1 protein-coding gene is annotated in these 2696 nt (G+C 69.0%); it reads left to right on the forward strand.

The window, feature by feature from the left end:
* Positions 1 to 21: 21 nt before the first annotated feature.
* Positions 22 to 2696, forward strand: a 2675-nt coding sequence (locus tag ACZ5GP_RS33940; protein WP_468754519.1) for an amino acid adenylation domain-containing protein, incomplete at its 3' end; no start/stop codon positions are given.

A 2696-nucleotide genomic window follows, 5' to 3' on the forward strand; every position in this document is an offset into this window, starting at 1 on the left:
GACCTGCCCTTCGAGCGGCTGGTGGAGATCCTCAACCCTGAGCGGTCCCTGTCCCGCCACCCCCTCTTCCAGGTCATGCTCACCCTCAACAACGCAGACGTCGCCTCGGCGCCGGGCCTGGGGGAGGAGGCGTATCCCGCAGGTGCCCTGGACGTGAGCCTGCACCCGGTCGAGACCGGCTCCGTACGCTATGACCTCAATTTTCACCTGGGCGAACGCCGGGACAACGGCGGTATGCGGGGCGTTCTCGACTTCAGCACCGACCGGTTCGACCGGGAGTCGGCGCAGCTTCTCGCGGACCGTCTCGTGCGGTTGCTGGCCCTGACAGTCGAGTCGCCGGACCTTCCCGTCAGCCAGGTGGACATGCTGCTGCCGGGGGAGCGGCGGCTGGTCCTGGAGGAGTGGAACGACACCGCCGCCAAGATGCCCGAGGCATCACTTTCGGTGCTGTTCGAACAGCAGGTGGCCAGGACCCCGGACGCCTGCGCCCTGGAATTCGAGGGTGTCACCCTGTCGTACCGAGAGCTGGACGGGCGCGCCAATCGCCTGGCCCACCTGCTCGGGTCCCTCGGGGTCGGCCCCGAGAGCCGGGTGGCGGTGGCGATCCCGCGGTCACTCGATCTGGTCGTCGCCCTGTTCGCCGTGCTCAAGGCGGGTGGCGCCTACCTGCCCGTGGACTCCGAGCATCCGGCCGAGCGCGTCGCGTTCATGCTCGCCGACGCGGAGCCCACGGCATTGCTGACCACTGAGCGGCTGAAGAGCGGGCTCGCCGCTCCCGCCGGTCTTCCGGTCGTCGTGGTGGACGACCCCGCGACGCGACGGAGAGTGGAGTCGTTCGCCGGGGAACAGCCACCGATCGCGCCGGTCTCCTCGCCGCACGCCGCCTACTTGATCTACACCTCGGGCTCGACCGGCAAGCCCAAGGGCGTCCTCGTTCCGCACCGGGGCATCGTCAACCGGCTGCGGTGGATGCAGGACGAATACCGCCTCACCTCGCAGGACCGGGTCCTCCAGAAGACCCCGGCGAGCTTCGACGTCTCGGTGTGGGAGTTCTTCTGGCCCCTGCTGAGCGGAGCGACACTGGTGCTCGCCCGCCCAGGAGGCCACCGGGAACCGGCCTATCTGTCGGGGCTCATCCGATCCGCCGGGATCACGACCGCGCACTTCGTGCCGTCGATGCTGGATGCCTTCCTGCGTGAGCCCACGGCCGCCGCGTGCACCGGACTGAAGCGCGTGCTGTGCAGCGGTGAGGCACTCACCGCCGGCACCGAACAACGCTTCCACCGCACTCTCGGCGCCGAACTGCACAACCTCTACGGGCCGACCGAGACATCGGTGGACGTGACCTCCTGGCACTGCGAGGACGACGGCCCGTCACGTCCCGCGCCCATCGGCAGGCCGGTGGCGAACACCCGGGTGTTCGTGCTCGACGCGTGCTTGCGACCGGTCCCGATCGGCGTATCGGGTGAGTTGTATGTGGCGGGAGCGCAGTTGGCTCGCGGCTACTGGGGTCGAAGGGCTTTGACGGCGGAGCGTTTTGTGGCGTGTCCGTTTGGTGGTGTGGGTGAGCGGATGTATCGCACGGGTGATGTGGTGCGGTGGCGCGGGGATGGGGCCCTGGAGTTCCTGGGCCGGGTGGATGATCAGGTCAAGGTGCGGGGTTTCCGTATCGAGTTGGGTGAGGTCGAGGCGGCGTTGGCGGGTTGTGCCGGGGTGGCTCGGGCGGTTGCGGTGGCGCGGGAGGACGTGTCGGGGGGCCGTCGGCTGGTCGCCGGTGTGGTTGCCGAAGAAGGTGTGCCGCTTGACCTGGGTGCGGTGCGTGCGGAGGTGGGTCGGCGTCTGCCGGACTACATGGTTCCCGCGCTGGTGGTGCTGGATGAGGTCCCGTTGACGCCGAACGGGAAGGTGGACCGCCGGGCACTGCCGGAACCCGAGCTGGAACCGGCGACAGGGCGGGAACCACGGTCACCGCGCGAGGAGATCCTGTGCGGCCTGTTCGCCGAAGTGCTGGGCGTCCCAGCGGTAGGCATTGACGACAACTTCTTCGTTCTGGGCGGTCATTCTTTGCTGGCGACGCGTCTGGTGGGTCGGGTGCGGTCGGTGCTGGACGCCGAGTTGTCGGTGCGGCAGTTGTTCGAGGCGCCGTCGGTGGCGGAGCTGGACCGGGTGTTGGACGGGGCGGCGCACAGTCGTGTTCCGGTTCTGCGTGCGGGGGTGCGTCCGGGGCGGTTGCCGTTGTCGTTCGGGCAGCAGCGGTTGTGGTTCTTGCATCAGCTGGAAGGTCCGGGCGCGGCCTATAACGTTCCTCTGGCGTTGCGGTTGAGTGGGGGGTTGGACCGGGAGGCGTTGCGGCTGGCCGTGGGCGATGTCGTGGCCCGGCACGAGAGCCTGCGCACCGTCTTCGCCGAGGACGCGCAGGGCGCGTACCAGATCGTCCGTGAAGTGAGCGTTTCCGTACCGGAGTTCTCGGTGGTGCGCTGCGCGGAGGGTGAGCTGGGGGCGCGGCTGACGGCTGCCGCGCGACACGCCTTCGACCTCGAACACGAACTGCCCCTGCGCAGCGTGTTGTTCGAGCTGGACACCGACGAGCATGTGCTGCTCCTGCTGGTGCACCACATCGCGAGCGACGGTTGGTCGGTGCGGCCCCTGGTGCGTGATCTGAGTGCCGCGTATGGGGCGCGGGTGGAGGGTGGCGA

Source organism: Streptomyces sp. NPDC031466 (assembly GCF_055581265.1).